The sequence below is a fragment of the Thiocapsa sp. genome, from assembly GCF_035467215.1.
Classification (GTDB): Bacteria; Pseudomonadota; Gammaproteobacteria; order Chromatiales; family Chromatiaceae; genus Thiocapsa.
In genome coordinates this window covers 1-20,758 of sequence record NZ_DATITZ010000014.1, presented here as the reverse complement: position 1 = coordinate 20,758, position 20,758 = coordinate 1, and the positions used below count along the sequence as shown (strand labels likewise).

Below are 20,758 nucleotides of genomic sequence, written 5' to 3'. Positions count from 1 at the left end.
GACCCACCGGTGTCGGTGACCACAGGAGTGTCGTCATGCTCGGTTCCTTGCCTCGCTTGCCTGAAGGTCTATCGGCGGGTCTATTGGCGGGTCTGTTGGCAGCGTCCTTCTCGACGGCTTGGCCGACGCCGAGCGAAGCGGCCGAAGGAGGCGAGCGCAGCATCCTCCTGACCCCGGGCATGGACTACTTCGGCGGGGACTACGAGACGCTCAAAGGCATCGATCTCGAAGCCTGCCGCGACGCCTGTCTGCAAGACGCCCGGTGCAGCGCCTTCACCTTCAACAGCAAAGCGGGCTGGTGTTTCCTCAAGGCGTCCGCCTCCGACGCGCGTCCCTTCCCGGATGCCGTCTCCGGTCGCGTCCGGATCGGCCAGGCGGCCGTGTCGCCCCCGGATCGTGCCGCGACCCGCAGTGCCGAGCTGCGCTTTCTCCCGCGCGCCGAGCTGGATGCGGCTCGTAAGCTGGCGGCGCGCATCGCCGAGGCCCCACCCCGAGATCAATCGCCCGCGTCCGTGGCCGCCGAGGCCGCGCGGGCTGCCGCGAACAACCCGGTGCGCGCGGCGGACCTCTATGCCGCAGCCCTTCGTCTCGCGCCCGACGACCGCGCACTCTGGCTCGATCTTGCCCGCACGGCGATGGCGGCCGAACCCTCCGACTGGCAGGCGCGGCAAGCCTTCGAGAAGGACGCGACCGCGGCGGCCGTCAACGCCTATTGGCACTCCGCTGCGGTCGCCGAACGCGCCGATGCCTTGGCGGTGCTGTCCCGTACCCTCGCCGAGCGCGACGACTGGCGCCCCGCGATCCGTTCGCTGCGGGCCTCGCTCGCGCTGGTCGAGGACGCCTCCGTTCGCGATGACTACGACCGAATGATCGGCGAGCACGGCTTCCGGGTCACCGGCCACGAGGTCGACTCGGATGCGGCGAGCCCCCGCATCTGTCTGCAATTCAGCGACCCGCTCGCCCGCGACCGCGGCCAGCTTGCCGATTTCGTGCGGGTGACCGACCGCACCGACCTGCCGATCGAGATCGAGGCGCGCCAGATCTGTATCGACGGCGTCGAGCACGGCGCGCGCTACGGCATCCAGGTCCGCGCCGGCCTCCCGGCGGCGGACGGGGAGACGCTGGCCAAGACCTCGGATCTGGAGATCTTCGTGCGCGACCGCGCGCCGATGGTCCGCTTCCTCGGGCGTGCCTACGTGCTGCCCGCGGGCGGCGATCCGGCGATCCCGGTCGTCTCGGTGAACACGGATCGGATCGACGCCGCGGTCTATCGTATCGGTGACCGCGCTTTGGGCTCTGCGGTCGCGAGCGGCCGATTCCGCCAGCAGCTCTCGACCTGGGACGCGAATCAGATCGCCGATCGCTCCGGGGAGGCGATCTGGAGCGGCCACGTCGAGGTCAAACCCTCGGCCGACAGACGGCTCAATCGCGAGGTCACCACCTCGGTGCCGGTCGGGGAGCTGGTCGAGGATCTGCGGCCCGGCGTCTACGCCATGACCGCCACGCCTCACAACGCCATGCAGGCGCCCGAGGCGCTGGCGACCCAGTGGTTCCTGGTCTCGGACCTCGGGCTTGCGAGCTTTTCGGGCAACGACGGCCTGCACGCCTTGGTGCGCTCGCTTTCCAGCGCCGAGGCGGTCGCCGGCGTGAAGCTGCGCCTGGTCGCACTCAACGACGACATCCTCGGCGAGGCGATCACCGACGCCGAAGGCCATGCCCGCTTCGAGCCCGGTCTGCTGCGCGGTACCGGCGGCAACGCCCCCGCCGTCCTCGTCGCCGAGGCGCCAGACGGCGACTATGGCTTTCTCGATCTCACCCAGACCCCCTTCGATCTGAGCGACCGCGGCGTGACGGGTCGGCCCTCGCCCCAGCCGCTCGATGTCTATCTGGTCACCGAGCGCGGCGCCTATCGTCCCGGCGAGACCGTCCAGCTGACCGCCTTGGTGCGCGATGCCAAGGCCGACGCCGTTTCGGATCTGCCGATCACCTTCATCTTCAAACGCCCGGACGGGGTCGAGCACGGCCGTCTCCTGGCGCAGGATCAGGGTCTCGGCGGCTATCGTGCGACGCTGGACCTCAGCCGCGTCGCCATGCGCGGCACCTGGCGCGCGGCGACATACAGCGACCCCAAGGCCCCGCCCTTGGCCGAGGTCACCTTCCTGGTCGAGGACTTCGAGCCCGAGCGTCTCGCCTTCGAGCTGGAGAGTCCGGTCAAGACCCTGGATCCCGACGACCTGCCCGAGATCGCCCTGGATGCCCGCTTCCTCTTCGGCGCACCGGCCGCGGGTGTCGCGGTCGAAGGCGAGGTGCAGGTCAAGCCCGCGCAGGGCCTCGCCGCGTTTCCCGGGTTCCGATTCGGTCTGGCGAGCGAGCCGGTCGAGCCGGTCGGCCAACCGCTCGCGACCACCCGGACCGACGACCAAGGCAAGGCCGACATCGCCCTGCAACTGCCCGATCTGCCGCCCACCAGCCGACCGCTCGAAGCCGATCTGCGCGTGCGTCTCATCGAGGGCAGCGGGCGCCCGGTCGAGCGCAGCCTGACCCTGCCGGTCGCGACCCGCCAACCCCGTATCGGTGTGAAACCCCTGTTCGAGGACGCGGTGGAGGAGGGGGGCAATGCCGGGTTCGAGATCATCCTGATCGATGCCGCCGGCGATTCCGGCGGCCAGCGCCGGCCGACCGAAGGGTTACGCTGGACACTCTCGCGTCTGACCACCGACTTCCAATGGTACGAGTCCGACGGGAGCTGGAAATACGAGTCGGTCGTCTCGACCCAACGCGTCGCCTCCGGCACCCTGGAGCCGAGCCAGGTCGACGCCGCGACCGGTGTCGCGCGGATCGAGGCGCGTGTGGAGTGGGGCGGCTATCGTCTGCGTGTCGAAGGCCCGGACGTGACGGCCTTGCCCGTGGATCTCGACTTCGAGGCCGGCTGGTATGTTGCACCGCGCGCCGTCGACACCCCGGATCTGCTCAAGGTCTCGCTCGATCGGGCCGAGTATCGGATCGGCGAGACGCTCAAGGCGCGCATCGAGCCGCGTTTCCCGGGCGTGGCCTTGGTGATGGTCATCGACGATCGGCTGATCGAGATGCGCATGGTCGAGGTCCACGAGGGCGGTGCGACCGTCGAGCTGCCCGTCACTCGCGCTTGGGGGCCGGGCGCTTACGTGGCGGCCACGCTCTACCGGCCGATGGATCTGGAGGCCGGACGTATGCCCGGACGGGCGATCGGGCTGACCTGGGCCGGGGTGGATCCGGGCGATCGACGGCTCGATGTCACGCTCGGCCTTGATCCCGTCGCGGGCGTGATCCGCCCGCGCCAGCGTCTCGAAATCCCGATTCAGGTCGCCGACGCCCCGGCCGGCGAGCCGGTCTACGTGACCCTGGCCGCGGTCGATCTCGGGATCCTGAACCTAACGCGCTATCAATCGCCCGCGCCGGATCGTTGGTACTTCGGTCAGCGCCGTCTCGGGATGGATGTCCGCGACCTCTACGGCCAGCTCATCGACCGTATGCAGGGCGTGCCCGGCGCGGTGCGCTCCGGCGGCGACGGCGCCATGATCCGGCTCGAAGGCCCGCCGCCCACCGAGGATCTGGTCGCCTTTCAGTCCGAGATCACCCGTCTCGACGCCCAAGGCCGGGCGACCGTCGCCTTCGACCTCCCGGACTTCAACGGCACCTTGCGGCTCATGGCGATGGCCTGGTCCAAGCAAGGCGTCGGCCACGCGGTCGAGGATCTCGTGGTGCGTGATCCGGTCGTCATGATGGCGAGCCTGCCGCGCTTCCTCGCGCCCGAGGACCGCTCGCGCCTCTTGCTTGAGCTGACCCACGTCGACGGACCGGCGGGCGAGGTCACCCTGACGGTCGCGACCGAAGGCGGGCATGTCCGCATTCCCGCCGACCAAACCGAGCGGACATTGAGCTTGGCGCAGGGCGGACGTGCCGTCGTGCAGATCCCCATCGAAGCGGTTTCGGTCGGCGACGAGAACCTGAAGCTGGTCCTGCGCACACCCGACGGCCAGGCTTTAACCAAGACCCTGCGGATCCCGGTCCGCTCCAACGCCCCCTTGGTCTCGCGCAATGCGGTCGTGGATCTGGCCCCGGGCGGGGAGCTGCGCCTCGACGCCTCGGCCTGGTCCGAGATGCTGCCCGGCACCGGAGCGCTCGCCGTCTCCATCACGGGCGCCGGACCGCTGGACGTCGCCGGACTGGTGACGGGCCTGGATCGCTACCCCTACGGCTGCACCGAGCAGCTCACCAGCCGCGCACTGCCCATGCTCTATCTCAACGAGGTGGCAACCGCCATCGGGCTCGGGACCGACGCCGAGATCCGCGAACGCGTGCGCGAGGCGATCGGCGAGGTGCTGGCCAACCAGGCCTCGAACGGGAGCTTCGGACTTTGGGGCGCGGGCGGTGACGACGGCTGGCTCGACGCCTATGTCGCGGACTTCCTCACCCGTGCCCGCGAGCAAGGCTACGAGGTGCCGGATCGCGCCTTCGACATGGCACTCGACAACCTGCGCAACCGGCTCGCCTATGTGCCGGACTTCAGCAGCGGCGGCGAGGACATCGCCTACGCGCTCTATGTCCTCGCCCGCAACGGTCGCGCCGCCATCGGCGACCTGCGCTATTACGCCGAGACCAAGTTCGACGCCTTCTCCACACCCATGGCCAAGGCCCAGCTCGGTGCGGCGCTCGCCCTCATGGGCGACCGTCCGCGTGCCGATACGGTCTTCCATGCCGCGGTCGCGATGCTGGAGCAGGGCGACGACGAGGGCGCCTGGCGATCCGACTTCGGCTCCGACCTGCGCGACGGCGCGGCCGTCCTGACCCTCGCCGCCGAGAGCGCGACCGGCGCGGTCGACCTACAGGCCCTCGCCCGACGTCTGGAACAGGGCTGGGTCAACGCGACCGACACCAGCACGCAGGACGACGCCTGGCTGCTGCTTGCCGCCCGAGCCCTCATGCAGGGCGCCGACAAACCGCAACTGACACTCGCGGGCGAGCCCTGGAGCGGCCCCTGGTTCAGCCGACTCGGCGCCGACACCGCCGCCGCGTTGCCCCTGATCGTCGCGAACGCGGGCCAACGTCCGCTGGAGGCGCTCGTCAGCGTCGGCGGCATCCCGCTCACACCCGAGCCCGCCGGCGGCGACGGCTACCGGATCGAGCGCGCCTACTACGACCTGGACGGCCGCCGTATCGACCCCTCCACCGTCACCCAAGGCGATCGCATGGTCGCCGTCATCACCGTCAGCGCAGACGCCCAGCGCCAAGCGCGACTCATCGTCGACGACCCCCTCCCCGCCGGCTTCGAGATCGACAACCCCAGTCTCATCAAGGCCGGCGACATCGCCGACATCGCCTGGCTGGGCCTGGAACAGACCGCCGAGCATCTCGAGTTCCGCGCCGACCGCTTCGTCGCCGCCGTCGATCGAGGTCCGAAGGCACCGACCCGCTTCCAGCTCGCCTATCGGCTGCGTGCCGTATCGCCGGGCGTCTTCAGCCACCCGGCCGCGACCGTCGAGGACATGTACCGCCCGCAACGCCGGGCGTGGACGGATGCGGGGAGGGTCGAGGTTGCGCTGCCGGTGCGCTGAGTAGCCGTGTCGACGTGCGATTTGAGGCAGGGAGGCGGTTCGGTGGGTTGCTTCGGTGGAAACAGCATGTTCAAACAAGCATGCTCGCAGTGACAGCATGCGCTATGCAGTCGTCATCGAGAAAGCAGCGAATAACGTCTCTGGCCGATGTCCCGGATCTTCCGGGCTGCATCGCTACCGGCGCCTCGGTCGAGGAGGTCGAAGCGAAAATCAAGACGGCGATCGCTTTCCACCTTGAGGGTATGAGAGAAGACGGGATCAAGCCTCCCATTCCTCAAAGTCGAGTCGAGTATGTGGAAGTCGCGGCATAACGAATACCGCGGCACAGCCAATTGCGGAAACGTCCGCCATGGCTGATTTAGACCCGCAAGCCCTGGAGCCTCTTAACATGAGCGATTACCAAGCATACGAAGATGCGTGCGAAAAGATCCGGGCCGAGAACGCAATTCTGTTGACGGAGTTCGTGGCTTGGCTCGAGGCGTCCGGCCTGTCCGAGAAGGTCGTCAAGAAGCATCGTGAAAATATCGCTTTCTATATCAATGATTACCTGCTTTACGATGACGCGCTCGAGGCCAAAGACGGCGTGGACGCTGTCAGTTGGTTTCTCGGCGACTGGTTTATCAGGAAGGCCATGTGGTCAAGCCAAGCCAGCATTAAGGAGAATGCAGCAAGCCTCAAAAAGTTCTACGCCTTCATGCATGAGAAGGGCTTGGTGAGCGCGGACGATCTGGTCGAGTTGAAGCAGATCGTCAAGGAAGGGATGCCGGATTGGCTGGAAACCATGAGGGACTACAACAACGCCGGGATCGACGATTCTTGGTGAGCGCGACGGAACGACAGTTTGCGGACCAAAACCACCCTGAAGCGCCTGGTGGAGTTGAGACGGGATCGCCGAGCATCTTGCGCTGGATGTATCGAGGAACGCGCCATTCGATCAGGGATGCGATTCGCGTCGTCCGATCCCCTCGGCGATGAAATCCAGCACGAGGGTATTTAGGCTGACTCCCTCTTGCTTGGCGCGCGCAGTCAACTTGCGGTGGAGCGACTTGGGCACGCGCTGCACGAACCGCCCTGATTCGCCGCCTTTGCCCGGCTCGGGCACCGGGTCGCCAAATTCGCGGGCGGTCAGAATCCAGCTCGTGACGGCATCGCGGGCACTCTCAAGCGCCTCCGGTATGGTGGCGCCGTCGGCCATGCAGCCTGGCAGATCGGGAAAGGTGACGAGGTATCCGCCCTCGGGAAGGGGGCAAATCTCGCAGGGGTAATCGGGAATGGGGGTATGCATGGTCAGTCTCCGGTACCTTGCTGGATGAGCCAGACAAAGCGCTTCACATACTCAGGTGCTATGGGTTTGTGGGCCGGAACCGTCAATTTGGTGCCGTTCGGGTGACGAAATGTCACATGACTGGTTCCAGGCTGACGGTACTCCACGCCATGCGCATCGGCGACCGCCTTGAGTTGGTCGATCCGCCAATCCCGCGGGTTGACGCGCATCTTGTCGAGTGTTTTGTCCGCTCGGCTCATGCGCTCATGATACTACATGGAGCATCATTCCGACCCGGGGGGCTGAACCCGGCTGAACCGCCCGCCGGAATCATAGAGCACACGAGGCGTATGTGCGTCTTGGGCTCTGTCTCCGCGTCCCGAAACGCGACCGCGCGACCACGCGACTACGCGACAGCAGACCATTCGGCCAGTGTTCGAGGAACGATAAGCGAGCTTCGTTACAATATCGACGATGTGCTCTGGAAGGAGGCGGGTTGCAGCTCGGAGCTGGATTACACGGAGCAGACCTTCTGGCTCTTGTTCCTGAAATATCTCGACGACCTGGAACAGGAGCGGGCGACGGAAGCCGAGCTCGAAGGCAGGACCTACAGCGACATCCTCGATCCGCCTTATCGGTGGGAGCGTTGGGCGGCGCCGAAGGACCGGGACGGCAGACTCGATCACAACAAGGCGCTGACCGGCGACGACCTCGTGGAGTTTGTCGACCGCAAGCTCTTCCCCATCGACGCACCCAACATCATCCACACCAACACGCTCGCCGAGAACCTCGCCGACATTCAGGAGAAGGACCGCTACGACGTCGTGCCCGCGAATCCGCCCTTCGGCGGCAAGGAGTGCAAGGAGGTTCAGCAGAACTTCCCGATCCGCACCGGCGAGACCGCCTTCCTGTTTCTCCAGCACTTCATCAAGATCCTGCGCGCCGGCGGGCGAGCCGGTGTCGTCATCAAGAACACCTTCCTCTCGAACTCAGACAACGCGTCGGTCTCACTGCGCAAGCTCCTGCTGGAGTCCAGCAACCTGCATACCGTGCTCGACTGTCCGAGCGGGACCTTCCAAGGCGCCGGTGTGAAAACGGTCGTGCTCTTCTTCGAGAAGGGCGCGCCGACGCGCAAGATCTGGTACTACCAGCTCGACCCCGGTCGGACGATGGGAAAGACCACGCCACTCAACGACGCCGACCTCACCGAGTTCGTGGCCTTGCAGAAGGACTTTGCCGACTCGCCGAAGAGTTGGAGCCTGGATGTCGGGACGGTCGACACGGCGACCTATGACCTCTCGGTGAAGAATCCCAACGGTGGGGAAGCGGTGGCGCACCGGAGTCCGGTTGAGATTCTCGATGAGATCGCGGTGCTGGATGCCGAGAGTGCGGCAGTGTTGGCGAAGATCAGGGGGCTGTTATGAACCTTACCCATACGCGGGCTGTGGGCAGCATCGCCGTCCCGCCAGCGCCGACGTTTTGCAGAGCTGCGGCAACCGGTATCAAGCCGTTACCGACTGAATCGTTCGATTTGATCGAATCGCGTGATTTTTTGCTATAGTGCGATGACCGTTTTCCCTGCCGAGGAGTTTTCCATGCTCACCATGACTGCCAACGAAGCCAAGACCCACTTTGGCCAACTGCTTGACAAGGCACAGCGTCAGCCCGTGCAGGTGACACGCCACGACCGCGTGGTCGGCGTCATGATCGGTGCCGACGATTACGAGGCGATGCGCGCCTATTACGCCGATCGCCTGCGGCAAACCCTGCGCGAAACCGCGGAAGCTGCCGCGGAAGCTGGCCTGACCGAGGAAAAACTGGCCGAACTGCTTGCCGATGAAAGTTGATCCCGCCGTCGAGTCCCGCCATGGACTCATGGTGGTCGACACCAATGTGCTGCTGAGCGTGGCCTTGGCTCCCGGCGGCGCGCCTGCAATGCTGGTCGACCGGCTGCTCGATGTCGGCAGGCTGGTGTTTTCGGCGACCACCTTTGCCGAGTTGGAGGGGCGCATCTGGCTGCCAAAGTTCGACCGCTACCTGCCCATCGAACGCCGTCGTCACATTTTGCAGCAGGCACACGCCGCTGCGGTCTGGATCGACATTCCCGCCGAGCTTGCGCAGCGCGCGTTCTCTCGCGACCCCAAGGACGATGCTTTCATCCACGCCGCCCTCGCGGCCGGCGCGACGCGCTTGACGAGCGGTGACGACGACCTGCTCTGCCTCGATCCGCTGGGCGAATTGCGCATCCTGACACCACGCCAGGCGCTGGATGAGCTGCTGACGGGTTGACCGCATGAACGAAGCCGAAACCAGGGCCGAACACATCGATCCCGCGCTCAAAGCGGCGGGATGGGGTGTCGTGGAAGGGAGCCGGATCCTGCGTGAGTACCCGATCACGCTCGGGCGCATCGAGGGGAACGGCAAGCGCGGCAAATCGCTCACGGCGGACTATGTGCTGGTGTATCGGAACCATAAGCTCGCGACCTTGGAAGCGAAGGCATGGGACAAGGCCCTGACCGAGGGTGTGGGCCAGTCGAAGAACTACGCGGGCAAGCTCACGATCCGATTTGCCTTTTCGAGCAACGGGCAGACCAGGACATCGCCGTCAAGCGGATCCTTGCTGCGATCGCCGATGGTTGCGACCGGAGCCTACTGGCGCGATTCCGCCCGAACCTTGGCACCGGACCATCCGACCATCGCTCGGGAAATGCCGGCGCGGGTTGGCCCATCACCGGACCAAGAGCCGGTCTCGGGGGCCCGCTTCAATGAGAAGCGAAACCCGCCGTCCGCTTTGGACGAGGTGCGCCGGTCGCACCCTCGGCTGATGGAACGGCTGGCGGCGGAGATCCGCCGGCGCAAATACTCGATCCGCACCGACCAGACCTACGAGTCTTGGGTGTGTCGCTTCATCCTGTTCTGCGGCGGGCGCGATCCGTCTGAGGTGGGCGCGGATCGCATTGTCGCGTTTCTGGAGGACCTTGCCGTGCGCGGTCAGGTCTCGGCCAGCACGCAGAATCAGGCGTTGAATGCCTTGGTTTTTCTGTACAAGAAGGTGCTGGGTCAGACCCTGGCCGAGCTGGGAGACTTCACGCGCGCCAAGCGACCGCGACGGCTCCCGGTGGTGCTGAGCCGCGGGGAGGTCTCCCGGCTGTTGGAACAGCTCGATGGCATGCCGCATCTGATGGCCGCCTTGCTCTATGGCACCGGCATGCGGCTGATGGAGTGTGTTCGGCTCCGAGTTCAGGATGTGGATTTCCAGTATCACCAGATTGTCGTCCGGGACGGAAAGGGCCAGAAGGACCGTGTTGTTCCCTTGCCCAAGCGGTTGGAGCAGCCGTTGACGGAACACATGGAGAAGGCGAGGGGACTGCATCGGCAAGACTTGGAGCAGGGCTATGGCGAGGTATTTCTGCCGAATGCCTTGGCGCGCAAGTGGCCGAAGGCGCCGAGCGAATGGATCTGGCAGTACCTGTTCCCCAGCGGCAGGCTGTCGGTCGATCCCCGCAGCGGCAAGACACGCCGCCATCACCTGCACGAAAACGGGCTCCAGAAGGCCGTGAAGCGGGCTGCTCAGCTCGCTGGAATCGCGAAGAAGGTCAACTGCCATTCGCTGAGGCATTCCTTCGCAACCCATTTGCTGGAGAGCGGTTACGACATCCGCACCGTTCAGGAGCTGCTCGGTCACGCGGATGTGTCGACGACCATGATCTACACCCATGTGCTCAACCGCGGCGGTCAGGGCGTGCTGAGTCCGCTGGACGGCTTGCTGTAGCGATCGTCGGCTTCGCATTCTTGCGGCCTGCTCGGACCACTGCCGGCGGCAGGATCTCGATCTCCCCTCGACCGTTTAGCTCGATGCGAGAGTCCGGGTTGGCGCGACAGGGGTCGAGAACGGACGTGTCTTGCGCCGCCGGTGGCCAGCGCAGCCGAAAGGTCCGATCCGGAACTGTCAGGAATTGAATGGCCTAAGGCGATTTCTGTCAACTTTCATACCATCTGACTGGTCTTGACGCCCGCCTTCGGCGTCGGGCTAGCGGTCACATAGCGCGCTATGTTCCCGCCAGCCCTCCTTGAAGGCGAACGTCAATCCTGCGTCATCTGGGATGAAAGTTTCCGGCAATCGGCTAAACCGCATCCAGAGCGACATGCGTCGTTTTCTCTGTGCGTTTGGCTTCGGAGATATCCTCGATCGCGGTGAAACGCGGTTTAGATCGCGTCACCGCTTTGCTTGGATTGCGAGCCAGGGGATCAAAATCCGGGGTCCCAGATGCGCATGAGCGGGAGCACCAAGCCGGGCAGCAGGGCGTCGTCCCCGATCTGTGCCGGGTTGTCGAGACAGGCTGGCTCGTCGGTGCCGGTGTAGCGCCAGACCTGGCGCTGCTCGGGCAGAATTAGCCAGCCGAGGCGCACGCCGTTGTCGCGCCATTCGCGCATCTTGGCGTGCACGCCGTCGCTGTCGTCGCCGGGCGAGGCCAGCGCGATCAAGTCGTCCGGGACCAATGGGAGAAACCTGCGCTTCTGTTTCGGGCGCATCGTGTCCAGTTGCTCGCGCAGGACCCAGGCCAGGTCGGGTGAGCGCATGGCGCCGTTCGGCAGTAGGAAGCCGGCGGACAAAAGGAGGCTCAGGCATATCAAGGGTGCCGGCTGACACCGAAGGGGTCATTGAGTAGAGCCCCAGGGCGTTGGTTCGCCAGCCAGTAAAAATGGTAGGGCGGAACCACCACTCGGTTGTTGAAGACGGCGGGAGTGTCGCCCGAGGCCAGATCGATGATCTGTCCGTAGCGAAAGAGTCCGCGTCGATTCAAAGTGTCGAGATCCAGATACTGAGGTTTGGCGTCGAAGTTGGCCGCAACCAGGACCGCGTTGGCGGCCAGGCTCGGGTGGGTGCGCAGGAAGACGAAGAGGTGCGGGTTCTCCACGTCGATCAGCTCGCGGTTGTTGAAGTCGGCGAAGGCTGGCGTGTCTTTGCGCACGGCGATGAGCCGTTTCAGGCCGTCGAAAAGACGGCGTTCGACGGTACCGCTGAGGTGACGTCGTTCGGCGCGCGCCCAGTCGATGCGCGGGCGATGCACCCAGCGTGCGTCGCTCGCCTTGTGCGTGTCGTTGAGGAATGAGTTGTCGTTGAGCGTGCCGATCTCGTCTCCGTACCAGAGCAGCGGGATGCCGCCGAAGGAGAGGATCATGGCGTGCAGCATCAGGATGAGATCCACGACCTGATCGATGGCATATTGATCCTCGGCTTCGAGCGCCGATTCCAGACCCGCGAGGGAGGCGAGCGCGCCTGCAATGCGCGCATCGCCGGTCTTCAGATTGACGCCGAAGGGGCGTCCGCGCGCCGGAGAGCCCTCGAAGGCGCCGGTGTACCAGTCCACGAGAAAACGACGGTGCGAGTAGGGGTCGTAGTCGCAGGCGCGGATGTCGGCGTCGTCGAAACCCAGGCCGATATCGTCGTGACAACGTAAATAATTCAACCAGGTCGCGCGGTCGAGCTTGTTCGGCAGGCTTTTGATGCCCTGATTCAGCAGTTTGGCGTTCTTGGTCGCGACGGCGTCCCACAGCAGGGCCATGAAGGTGGCGTTGTAGGCGATCTCGCACTCCTTGGCGATGACCGCATCCTCGCCGAAGTATTTGATGATCTCCGACGGGGCCACGATCGCCTCGGCGATGAAGAGCACGCCCGGCGCCGTCACCTGGCAGCAGTCCTTCATGAGCTGCAGGATCAGGTGTGCCTCGCGCTCGTTTTGCGAGGTCGTGCCGATCTTCTTCCAGAGGAAGGCGACGGCGTCCAACCGCACGATGTCCGCCCCCTGGTTGGCCCAGAAGAGGATGATGTCGAGCATCTCGATGAAGACGGCGGGGTTGGAGTAGTTCAGGTCCCATTGGTAGTTGTTGAAGACCGTCATCACCCACTTCTCCATCTGCTCGTCCCAGGTGAAGTTGCCGGGGGCGGTCTCCGGGAAGATCTCGGGCATGGTCGCCTCGAACATGTCCGGGACGTCGCGGTTGGGGAAGCAGTAGTAGAAGGTTTGGTACTCCGGATCACCTTCGCGGGCGCGCTGCGCCCATTCATGCTCGTTGGAGGTGTGGTTCACGACCACATCGAGCGTCAGCAACATGCCGCGCCGTCGCATGGAATCCGCGAGCGCGCGCACATCCTCGACGGTTCCGGCACGCGGGTCGATGTCGCGAAAGTCGCTGACCGCATAGCCGCCGTCGCTCGCACCTTGCGGGCATTTGAGGATCGGCATCACATGGACGATGTTGATCCCGAGCTCTTGGAGGTAGGGCAGGCGCTCGTTGAGTCCCTGCAGGTTGCCGGCGAAACCGTCCGAATACAGTGCCATCCCGACCCATTGCTGGCTCAGGAACCAGTTGTGGTCCTCCTCGCGCGCCATGTCGAGCTGCTTGAGCGCTGCAGGGCGGCCGATATAGGCCCGGGCCAGACGCTCGGTGAGGTGCACCATCTGGGTCTTGAAGTCTTCCCGGTGTCCGTAGAGATGGAAAAACAGCGAATGGATGGCGTAGAAGTTTGCACCGAGGCGGGTGAAGAAGTGCCGCAGATCCTCGCGACAGACCTCGTGATCGAGCTCATCGAGAATGTCGTTGAGAAGGGCGTGAGAAACCTGTTCGTACATTTGAACTGCGTCCGGAGTCTGTGAGTGCTGTGTAGCGTGTTTTATGGGCCTGGGGGCCGCCCGTCGTCTAGGCGGAGACGCAGTTCAAAATCATCTGTGAATTTAAATCTTTGAACCGCGTGGCGCCGAACCTCGCAGGGGTCTGAGCGGTCTCCGCGGGCGCTGGTCCTCGCACGAACCGCTGAACGCGGTTCAAATACCCCATTGATCAAGGTAAGGCCGATAGAGTGCAGGATCGGCAGCCGTGGCGCCGTGCTGCTCGACGATGCGCGAGGCGAAGGACTGGGCCCGCTCCAGGGTCGTCGCGAGCGGCCAGCCTCGAATGATTCCCAAGATAAGCACTGAGGCGAAGGCGTCGCCCGCGCCGACCGTGTCCTTGACCGCGAGCGCGTGCGCCGGTGCGACGCGCACCGGGGCAGTGTCGCGGCCGAGTGCGAAGGCACCGTCGCCGCCGAGCGTGACGACGAGCCCGGTGAGCCCGTGCTGCGCAAGGAAAGCCGACGCCAGCGCGGTGAGCTGCGCATCGTCGGCACCGGCATCGGCGTCGGCGTCGTTTGAGCCCAAGCCGTCAGACAGAAGCGTCAGCTCGCTGCGGTTGAGCTTCACCCAGTCGGCATTCTGCAACAGACCGCGCGTGGCCTCGGCAGACCACCAGGGATCGCGAAGATTCACGTCGAGGAAACGGATGCCGTGCCCGCGGGCCTCGAGCGCGCTCAGCGTTGCGGCGGAGACGGGACTGCGCAGGGCCAGTGTGCCGTGATAGAGCAGCTCGCCGGCAGGCGGAAGGTCGACGGCACGGATATGGTCGAAGGCGCGATCGGGGATGATCTCGTAGGTCGGCTCGCCGTCGTCGAGCGTGATCCGGACCTCGCCCGTCGCATGATCCGGATCTGTTTGCAGGGTGCTCGCATCCATCCCCCAGTCCTGCATCGCACGGCGCACCTGCTCGCCCTGCGGATCATCTCCGACCGCGCTGATGAGTCTCGGCGCGGCCCCGAATGCACGTAGGTGCCAGGCGACGTTGAAAGGCGCTCCGCCGAGGACGCGTCGACCTCCGGGGAAGCAGTCGAAGAGGACCTCTCCGAAGATGTCGACGGTCGGTTGCTCGGTCGAGGAATCGGACATGGGTTGGCTCCTGTCTCGTCGGTTCGTCGTTTATCCGGCGTCGATGCCCGGTGCGATCGCGAGATCCGGCCGAAAATGGGCAATCCCTTCGAGGATACCCGCGCTGTAGTTCCCGTTCATACCCGACCAGCTGCCGCGTGCGCAGTAGAGTCGGTCGGCCTGTCCGTTGGCTGCGGCCAGACGCAGCGCTTGCTCGCGGACCTCGGGGTGACCGTTGGCGACCAAAACCGAAGGGATCGGACTGATCAAGACCTCGAGATCGTTGCCGCTGTCGCCGGCGAACAGTGTCGTGGTCTCGTCGTGACCGAGTCGGCGCATGAGAAAATCCACGGCGTGATACTTGGTCGCGCCCGCGGGCAGTACGTCCAGCAACCCGATTTCCGCCGCTTCGTCGATGCTCCAGATCAGGCTGGCGTTCACCCCCGAGAGGGCCAGGCGAGCCTCGACCTCGGATTTGAGCGCTCCGCTGTCGACATCGACGGGGGCATAGTAGCTGAGCTTGAAAGGCGCCTGCTTCTCCGGCTCCTGAAGCCGCAGAAGATCGATATCGACCAAGCGCTCGGCGAGTCCGTCGCGACCGATGCCGGCCCAATCGCGACCGATCTCCTCCTGCCAGTCCGCGAGCGGCTCCCAGTCGCTTGTCGTGACCCTGAAGATACTGGTCCCGACGTCGCCGATGACCACATCGGGAACAGGCAGGTCGTATTCGGCGATCGCCTCGCGCACCAGTCCTTGATGGCGGCCCGACACGTAGGCGAGCGTGACCCCCGGCCGCGACACGAAGCGCCGAAAGCGCGGGCGTGCGTCGGGCGACTCGGGCTCCGCCCCGTTGGGCACGAGGGTGCGATCGAGATCCGTACAGAGCAACAGCGGTTTCATGATGCCGTACCGGGGACGTCCCGAGCCGTGCCCGGGGCGGTGCCGGGATTGGCGCCGGGGACACTGCAGGTCCCGAAGAAGTCGTAGTGCTCGATGGCTTCCAGGATACCGAGCGCGTGGGCCTCTCGGGCGAAATAGATGTTGTCCATCTCCACGAGCTGCGAGAGCTCCTCGTGGTGACGGTTCGCAACCACGACCGCGAGTGTGTTGCCGCGCATCATGTCCTCGTCCGCACCCGAGCCGCCGGCGACCAGGATGTGCTCGAGCGGGATCCCGAAGCGATGGGCGACATAGCGCAGTGCTTGGCCCTTGCTCGCACGGATCGGCACGACGTCGAGGAACTGCCCGAAGGCGTGAATCACGTTCACCGTCAGCTCGCGGGTGCGCAGCAGGGTCGTGATCTCATCGACCGGCGGGGCGACGTTGGGGTCGTAGTGATAGGCGATCTTGAAGCGACTCTGCTCGGTCCTGCGTTGGGGCACGAGACCGGGCACATCCTCCAGGGCGCGGCGCACCGCCCGCGGATTCCAGAGATGGTCGACATGCTCGCTCCAGAAGTCGTCCACGACCAGTGCGGCGCTGTAATGGATCTCGGTCCCCAGACTGGTGATCATGACGTCGGGGACCGGGATGCCGTTCCGTTTCAGCTCGACGAGGAGTGTGTCGAGTCGGCGGCCGGTCGCGATCCCGAAGTTCGCGCAGCGCTTGTTGGTCCGCATCATCTCGATGAACCGCCGGACGCCTTCGGCATTGCCGAGCAGGCTCTGATCCAGGTCGGTAAAGAGTGCACGGTCGCGGTAGATGAGCCGACGGCGCAAGGGCGGCGTGGCCGGAATCGGCGCGGCCCGCTTGGTGAGCGGAGCGACGCGCTCGCGATAGGTCTCGGCGTGAGCCTGCCAGGAATAGCGGTCGCGTACGGCACTCAGGCCGTTTCGGATGAGCTCGCGGCGGAAGTCCTCGTCGCCCAGGACACGAATCAAGGCGTCGGCCATGGCCCGGCGATCCAAGGGGTCGACCAAGAGGCCGTTCTTGCAGTTGCCGATGATGTCGACCGGACCGCCGTTCTCGGTGGCGACCAGCGGCAGTCCGCTTGCCGCGGCTTCCAAGAGGGTCAGTCCGAAGGGCTCGGTCAGGGCCGGATTGATAAAGACGCCTCCGGAACGGGCGACGAGGCGATAGATCTCGGGCACCTCCTCGGAGCGATGGTGTTTGGGGGCCGCAACCTTGCCGTAGAGGTCGTAGGCGTCGATGGTCAGCAAGACGTCGGTCAGAACGGTCCGCGCGCCCTCGTCGAGGTCGCGAATATCGTCCCGGTTGCCGGCAATGATCAGCAGATTGGCGAGTGCCTGAAGCTCGGGCGATTCGCCGTAGGCTTCGAGCAGCGCGACGATGTTCTTACGGTGATCTGCGCGGGACAGTGCCAAGATCAACGGCTTGTCGGGCTCGTCGAGAAAGCGATCGACGTCCGCGGCGAAGCCGATCGGCGGATCGTCCTCGGCCGGCGGATGAAACTGGACCAGATCGGTCCCCGGCGGGATCACGACCATGCGCTCGGGTTGGTAGTAATCGTAAAGGGCGTATTGCTCTTCGATCTCGTTGTAGGTGCTGGTGATGACCAGCTCCGCCGTGCCCAGGACGCTCTCCTCGGCCTCGATGCGACGCACCATGTTGTAGCGTGCATCGATCTGCTCGCCGTCGAGCCCGGCGGCGAGCAACCTCTGGCGCTTGTCGCGCCCCAATGAATGGCCCGTATGGACCAGCGGGATACCCGCCAGGTTGGAGAGCCGCACCCCGACGTAACCGGCGTCCGCGTAATGGCTATGGATGACCCCAGGCCATCGACCTTCGTCGTGCAGGAAGGCGGTCAGATTGTCCACGAATCCGTCGAGGTGGTCCCAAAGCTGCTCTTTCGGGATGTAGCCTTCCGGTCCGGCGTCGATCCTGACGATGCGCGCCTTATCGTTCAGGGCCTCGATGGGCTCGGCATAATCCGGGCTGACGGCGGGATCGATCACCCGCCGGGTGACGAGATCGACTCGGGAGATGTCCGCGCGTTCGGCGAGTGCACGGGCGAGATCGACCACGTACTTGGTTTGGCCGCCGGTGTCCGCGTCGCGACCGAGCTCGAGGTCGTGTCCGCGAATCAAGCCATGGATACTGAGCAACAATACATACATGCGTACCATCCGTCGGGAGCGGTCGGGCCGAAAGCGGCTACCGCTCGATGTGGAGGATTCCGAGCCTGGTCTCGGGGGGAAAGCTTCGGATCCAGGTGTCGAGTATCGCCAGCTCCGTCGGCAGCCCCTCGATGGCGTCGGAGGCGTCGGAGTAGCCCGAATAAAGACTGTGAATCAGGACGAACCAAGGGCGGCCCTGGTAGCTCTCTTCGCGGAAATAAACACGCGGCGGCAGCTCCTCGCGGCGTGCGAAATCAAGCAGCTCGTCGAGCGAGTAAAAGCCGATCAGCTGCAGAGCGACCGGTGTATTCCCGACGGTCAGGGTTTCGTCGAGGATACGAGCCGAAACCGGCCGGGCCTGTTCGCTATTCGCGTCGAGGCTCCGTGCAACCGGCTCGCTGTTCTGTTGCGGGGCGTCCTCGTCGGGAAGGGACGAGTCGCCGATCGGCGACGCGCTCGGCGTGGCCTCGGACGCCGGGTCGGGTTCGGGCGATGGCTCGGGCGATGGCTCGGCGTCTTGACCGGCGAGGCCCTCCGGTGTTTGCGTTGGCGCCGCGGCGGTGTCGTCTCGGATCGCGGCCGCAGACGGGGATTCCTCGGTCTGGGCATCGGGTGCTGCTTGCGCCATCGGTGCCGATTCGGGTTCGGCCGGCGCGCTCGGGATCTCCTCGGCGGTGATCGCGATCGTGTCGTCGGTCGGTTCAGTCTCATCGGTGGGCTCGGGGGCAAGCCGCACCTGCACTTGATCGGCCGCTGCCGACCCTTCCGGCGGCGCCTGCGGCTCCGTGGCCTCGCCGCGCGGGGGCAAGGACTCCGACATCGCCGCAACCGAGGCGCGCAGATCCGCCAATCCCGCCTGCAAGGCCGCATCTTGGGCCGCGACGGCAGCGAGCTGCTCGTAGTCGACACGCAACCGGGCAACATCTTGGATCAGCGTGCGTTGCACGGCATCCAGATGGCCGTAGACGAAGAACAAAGCGCCGCCGAGCAGGGCGGCGACCAACAGGAGTGCCCCGATAAAGACCGATACCTGATGCTTGAGTCTGGCGTCGATCTCTTCGTGATGTGTCTGCCAGGCGCGCTGGAGACGATTGGTCGTCAGCCGCCGGTCGTCGTCGACATCCGCGATTCGCGTCACGAGCGCACTCTCGGCCGCTTGAAACTCAAGCCGATGGCGCTCCAACGCCTCCGACAGCGAGGCGATTCGATCGCTCAGGTTGGCCGTGTCTGGCGTGTTCTCCATGGAAGCCGCGTCCTTCAGTTAAACCGATACTTGAGTCGACCTGCGGCCCCGCGATCCCTCCGCCGGGACTCGGACGCGCAGACGCCTTGCGCAGGATCGGCAATGCACCGGAATATTCGTGTGAGGCCGGTATATCATACCAGTCATGATCGATCTCGTCGGGCTAAGACCATCATGAGTAAATCCGAGCAGGCTGAAGTGCAGAAGGTCAGGGTGCTTTTTGTGTGCATGGGTAATATTTGTCGCTCTCCCACGGCGCACGGCGTCTTTCGACAGCTGGTCGTCGCGCGGGGCTTGGCGCAGCGCGTGGAGATCGATTCCGCCGGCACCCATGCCTACCACGTCGGCGAGCCGCCCGATCGACGCGCCCGCGCAACCGCGCTCGAGCGCGGGATCGATATCGGCGATCTGCGCGCCCGTCTCGCCGAGCCTGCCGATTTCGAGTCCTTCGACTATGTACTGGCGATGGATCGGGACAACTACCGGATTCTGTCGAGCCTTTGTCCCGCCGGAATGGAATCCAAGCTGCGGCTCTTTATGGAGTTTGCGCCCGATCTCGGGGTACGGGACGTGCCCGATCCCTATTACGGTGGAGCGCGCGGTTTCGATCAGGTCTTCGATCTGGTCGAGGCAGCATCTCAAGGGCTGTTGGAGGACCTGCTGCAGCGGCATCTCGTTTAAGCCTAAACCGCGTCCAGAGCGAGATGCGCACTTTCGAGTGGGCTTGACGTTTGGCGCATCCGCGGCCCTTAGCGAGAACGCGGTTTAGAAATTTATGTTTTTCATTTATTTAAACCGCGCCGGCTCCAGCGGTCGTCAAAACTGCCGGGGCCGATCCCATCCAAAAACATCGCATACCACACTGGGCGCGGTTTAAATCCGGCATTTGGAAAGCGAGTTTTGATCGGGATCGGCGATAGACCCGCGCACATCAAGGACTTCGCAGTCGACGCTGTCTAGCCCGCACCGACCTCCGAGTAACCGGCATGAGACCGAAAGTGGCGAAGGTCCCGACGCAGATCCTCGGCGAGGCGCAGGTCGAGGTCGTGGGGATGGATCCCGATGCGGATCCAGCCCCGCCGGGCGGCGCGCCGACGATTGAGCCGGTTCCAGATCCGGATGGCCAGGGTGCGTAGGGCGGTATCCGCCTCGTAGCCGGTGAGCGGGACCGGATGCATCCGTCCGGTTTGGGCCGACAGGACACCGCTGAATAATTCATAGCGTGTGAACGGCAGGCTTGCGAGCGTCGTGCGCGGAATGGGGCCCATCGCCCAGGCCGGCGGGCAATAGAGCGCCGGAGCACCGAGGCCCCGGTCGACGAACCAGGCGTGGCAGCGCGCGATCAGGTTGTGGATGCCGATCCGGTCGAGCGCAAGGTGCTCGGCGACATTGCGCGAGATGACACGCGAATGCACGCGATGCGCGAATCCGGTGACGCGCTCCACTCGGTGGACCCAGCCGTGGCCGGCAAGCTCGCAGCCCCTCGCCTGGTATCCGCGCAGCCGCGCGATCCCCTCGCTGCTCCAGTCGGCACCGGGCACCACGAGCAGAGTGACGGGCGCGATCCTTTCGGCGTCGAGCAGAGCCAGGATGCGCTCGACCTGCGGCAGGGTCTCGGGCATGACGTCGTGCACCGAGACCAGCGCGCGGATCTGTCCGGCGCTCGCGCGGGTTGTGGGCTCAGCGTTTGACATCGACTGTTTCGGCATAGTCGCCCGACAAGACGGAGAGCCAATGCTGCAGGTTGCGTTGGTTGATCTCCCGAGCGCCTTCGCGTCCCAGACGCGCCTTGCGCTCGCGGATCGCCGGGTCCAGGTCACGCAGCCGCGCCAATGCATCGG

Annotated in this window: 17 protein-coding genes and 1 pseudogene; 9 read left to right on the top strand and 9 right to left on the bottom strand. The window is 65.1% G+C overall.

Features of this window, described 5'->3' with window-relative positions; all coding sequences use genetic code 11:
- Nucleotides 1–35: 35 nt before the first annotated feature.
- From VLR48_RS00740 to VLR48_RS00730, 3 genes are all read left to right on the top strand, one after another.
- Nucleotides 36–5,594 carry an alpha-2-macroglobulin family protein gene (locus VLR48_RS00740; RefSeq protein WP_325289940.1) on the top strand — a complete coding sequence of 1,853 codons (5,559 nt, stop codon included), beginning with the start codon at nucleotides 36–38 and terminating at the stop codon, nucleotides 5,592–5,594.
- 80 nt (nucleotides 5,595–5,674) lie between these two features.
- A complete protein-coding gene (locus tag VLR48_RS00735; RefSeq protein WP_325289939.1) occupies nucleotides 5,675–5,905 on the top strand; it encodes a type II toxin-antitoxin system HicB family antitoxin in 231 nt (76 codons plus the stop codon).
- A 77-nt stretch (nucleotides 5,906–5,982) separates the two neighbouring features.
- Nucleotides 5,983–6,417, top strand: a complete 435-nt coding sequence (locus tag VLR48_RS00730) for a recombinase (RefSeq protein WP_325289938.1) — start codon at nucleotides 5,983–5,985, stop codon at nucleotides 6,415–6,417.
- Between the two features lie 111 nt (nucleotides 6,418–6,528).
- On the opposite strand, the gene VLR48_RS00725 is transcribed toward VLR48_RS00730, so the two are convergent.
- On the bottom strand, nucleotides 6,529–6,879 hold the full coding sequence (locus tag VLR48_RS00725) for a type II toxin-antitoxin system HicB family antitoxin (protein WP_296699239.1): 351 nt from the start codon (nucleotides 6,877–6,879) through the stop codon (nucleotides 6,529–6,531).
- Between the two features lie 2 nt (nucleotides 6,880–6,881).
- Entirely contained in the window at nucleotides 6,882–7,118 is a 237-nt protein-coding gene (locus VLR48_RS00720) for a type II toxin-antitoxin system HicA family toxin (RefSeq protein WP_325289937.1), read from the bottom strand.
- A gap of 216 nt (nucleotides 7,119–7,334) precedes the next feature.
- Between VLR48_RS00720 and VLR48_RS00715 the strand changes: the two genes are divergently transcribed.
- The 5 genes and pseudogenes from VLR48_RS00715 to VLR48_RS00700 all read left to right on the top strand — a co-directional run bounded on the left by VLR48_RS00715 (nucleotide 7,335) and on the right by VLR48_RS00700 (nucleotide 10,630).
- Nucleotides 7,335–8,282, top strand: a complete 948-nt coding sequence (locus tag VLR48_RS00715) for an N-6 DNA methylase (protein ID WP_325289936.1) — start codon at nucleotides 7,335–7,337, stop codon at nucleotides 8,280–8,282.
- Nucleotides 8,283–8,453: 171 nt separating this feature from the next.
- Complete coding sequence (locus VLR48_RS00710) at nucleotides 8,454–8,705, top strand: type II toxin-antitoxin system Phd/YefM family antitoxin (protein ID WP_325289935.1); 252 nt, start codon at nucleotides 8,454–8,456, stop codon at nucleotides 8,703–8,705.
- A complete protein-coding gene (locus VLR48_RS00705) occupies nucleotides 8,695–9,147 on the top strand; it encodes a putative toxin-antitoxin system toxin component, PIN family (RefSeq protein WP_325289934.1) in 453 nt (150 codons plus the stop codon). Before VLR48_RS00710 ends, VLR48_RS00705 begins: the two co-directional genes overlap by 11 nt.
- A gap of 4 nt (nucleotides 9,148–9,151) precedes the next feature.
- Nucleotides 9,152–9,448, top strand: a pseudogene (locus VLR48_RS20155) (type I restriction endonuclease subunit R); the annotation flags it as partial.
- A 27-nt stretch (nucleotides 9,449–9,475) separates the two neighbouring features.
- Nucleotides 9,476–10,630: an integron integrase gene (locus VLR48_RS00700; protein WP_414718564.1), complete on the top strand. Its 1,155-nt coding sequence runs from the start codon at nucleotides 9,476–9,478 to the stop codon at nucleotides 10,628–10,630.
- A 476-nt stretch (nucleotides 10,631–11,106) separates the two neighbouring features.
- Here the strand turns inward: VLR48_RS00700 and VLR48_RS00695 are convergent, their stop codons facing one another.
- The 6 genes from VLR48_RS00695 to VLR48_RS00670 all read right to left on the bottom strand — a co-directional run bounded on the left by VLR48_RS00695 (nucleotide 11,107) and on the right by VLR48_RS00670 (nucleotide 18,917).
- Nucleotides 11,107–11,493 (bottom strand): Uma2 family endonuclease, encoded by a 387-nt coding sequence (locus VLR48_RS00695; protein ID WP_325289932.1) that lies wholly within the window; start codon nucleotides 11,491–11,493, stop codon nucleotides 11,107–11,109.
- Nucleotides 11,490–13,493 (bottom strand): alpha-amylase family protein, encoded by a 2,004-nt coding sequence (locus VLR48_RS00690; protein WP_325289931.1) that lies wholly within the window; start codon nucleotides 13,491–13,493, stop codon nucleotides 11,490–11,492. Before VLR48_RS00690 ends, VLR48_RS00695 begins: the two co-directional genes overlap by 4 nt.
- Before the next feature lie 192 nt (nucleotides 13,494–13,685).
- The gene (locus VLR48_RS00685; protein ID WP_325289930.1) at nucleotides 13,686–14,618 is read right to left on the bottom strand and encodes a carbohydrate kinase family protein; all 933 of its coding nucleotides are present in this window, start codon (nucleotides 14,616–14,618) and stop codon (nucleotides 13,686–13,688) included.
- 30 nt (nucleotides 14,619–14,648) lie between these two features.
- The gene (locus tag VLR48_RS00680; protein ID WP_325289929.1) at nucleotides 14,649–15,497 is read right to left on the bottom strand and encodes an HAD-IIB family hydrolase; all 849 of its coding nucleotides are present in this window, start codon (nucleotides 15,495–15,497) and stop codon (nucleotides 14,649–14,651) included.
- Nucleotides 15,494–17,674, bottom strand: a complete 2,181-nt coding sequence (locus tag VLR48_RS00675) for an HAD-IIB family hydrolase (RefSeq protein ID WP_325289928.1) — start codon at nucleotides 17,672–17,674, stop codon at nucleotides 15,494–15,496. The genes VLR48_RS00680 and VLR48_RS00675 overlap by 4 nt, the downstream gene beginning before the upstream one ends.
- A gap of 37 nt (nucleotides 17,675–17,711) precedes the next feature.
- Nucleotides 17,712–18,917: a hypothetical protein gene (locus tag VLR48_RS00670; RefSeq protein WP_325289927.1), complete on the bottom strand. Its 1,206-nt coding sequence runs from the start codon at nucleotides 18,915–18,917 to the stop codon at nucleotides 17,712–17,714.
- Nucleotides 18,918–19,091: 174 nt separating this feature from the next.
- Between VLR48_RS00670 and VLR48_RS00665 the strand changes: the two genes are divergently transcribed.
- Nucleotides 19,092–19,598, top strand: coding sequence for a low molecular weight protein-tyrosine-phosphatase (locus VLR48_RS00665; protein ID WP_325289926.1), 507 nt, complete (start codon nucleotides 19,092–19,094; stop codon nucleotides 19,596–19,598).
- Between the two features lie 275 nt (nucleotides 19,599–19,873).
- Here the strand turns inward: VLR48_RS00665 and VLR48_RS00660 are convergent, their stop codons facing one another.
- On the bottom strand, nucleotides 19,874–20,611 hold the full coding sequence (locus VLR48_RS00660; RefSeq protein ID WP_325289925.1) for a polysaccharide deacetylase family protein: 738 nt from the start codon (nucleotides 20,609–20,611) through the stop codon (nucleotides 19,874–19,876).
- Nucleotides 20,612–20,758: the final 147 nt, after the last annotated feature.